Genomic DNA, 1,139 nt, shown 5'->3' with positions numbered 1-1,139 from the left:
CCAAAATTGTCGTAGTTGATAGTGACATACTTGTCTTATAACCTCTAATAATAAAAGTTAACTTAATTTAATTTTCTTAGGTATTTAGGGCTCGAAATGTTCACTAGAACTGTTCAAACGCTTAAAAATAGTACTGACTTAGTTCAGAGATTTACTATGCCTGAAATTAAAGAAGATTTTGAATTACGTAAACTTTCTCGTAGAGAAAGAAATAATCATTACATTTTAATTTTTAAAAACGTCATCAATCAAAAGAAAGATTGGGAAGACGTAAAAGTTGTTGCTGAAATTCAGGAACGAAATAGCCGGCTAAGATTTAATATCAAAGCATCTAAACAGTATCCAGAATTAGCTTCTTATGAGAAGGTTTTAGAAGAAAAAATTAATGCTATCATTAATACGAATTCTTTATTAATCTCATAAAAACTTAAGGATAGCTGTGTCCCCACCTCATATCTTACCTGAGGAGGATTATAATAAGCCTCTTCATACAAGACCTTTCTGCTTTAATTATGATGAAACATTAGAAATTAGTTTTTTCTTTAATCCTAGAGAAGCAGCTATTTTTAAAATTCAAGAATATAAGGCTCAAGCTGGGAGTGAATATAGCGGTTGTATAGAAGTATCTTATTGCCATTTTAATGAAATGGCATTGGATGGGGTATGTGCTGTCGCTGAAGATTTTCAAGATCCATATGAAGCTGCTAACGAAGCATTAAAAGCATTTGATATCGAAGATGAAATATTAATAGGACGTTATGCGTTTAAAGATTTTGAAGTCCATGCTGAGGAAGTAAAAGTTGGTAAACAAATAAAAGGAGCTTATGTTGTTCCAGATTATCAAGAGAGCGGCATTAGTTCATTTGTATATAAACACTTAACTAAGAAATATGGTCTTTTGATTTGTGATAATTACCAAACATATATGGGGCATATGTTGTGGGTATTGAGTATCCTCAAGTGGGGAATCATTAAGGTTTATGACTGTGTAGAAAAGAAATTTATAGGAGACGTTGAATATAAAGACTGTCCCGCAAATTTAAAGCCTTGGTCTATCCCTTTTAATTTTCCTATGCAAAATGAAAAATATCTAAGATTAGATATGTGTGTCAGAACAGATACCCAGTTTCACAATATTG

General features: G+C 31.6%; 2 protein-coding genes. Both read left to right on the top strand.

Annotated elements, in window-relative coordinates; genetic code table 11:
* The first annotated feature begins 156 nt into the window (after window positions 1-156).
* Entirely contained in the window at window positions 157-423 is a 267-nt protein-coding gene (locus FTV42_RS17220; RefSeq protein ID WP_227509390.1) for a hypothetical protein, read from the top strand.
* Between the two features lie 16 nt (window positions 424-439).
* The coding region (locus tag FTV42_RS17215; protein ID WP_180039282.1) for a hypothetical protein at window positions 440-1,139 on the top strand (700 nt) is incomplete at its 3' end.

Origin of the sequence: Acinetobacter sp. YH16052, from assembly GCF_013417155.1 — a bacterium.
GTDB lineage: Bacteria > Pseudomonadota > Gammaproteobacteria > Pseudomonadales > Moraxellaceae > Acinetobacter.
The sequence above is the reverse complement of the archived record's forward strand: the minus strand, read 5'-3'. Positions and strand labels throughout refer to the sequence as shown.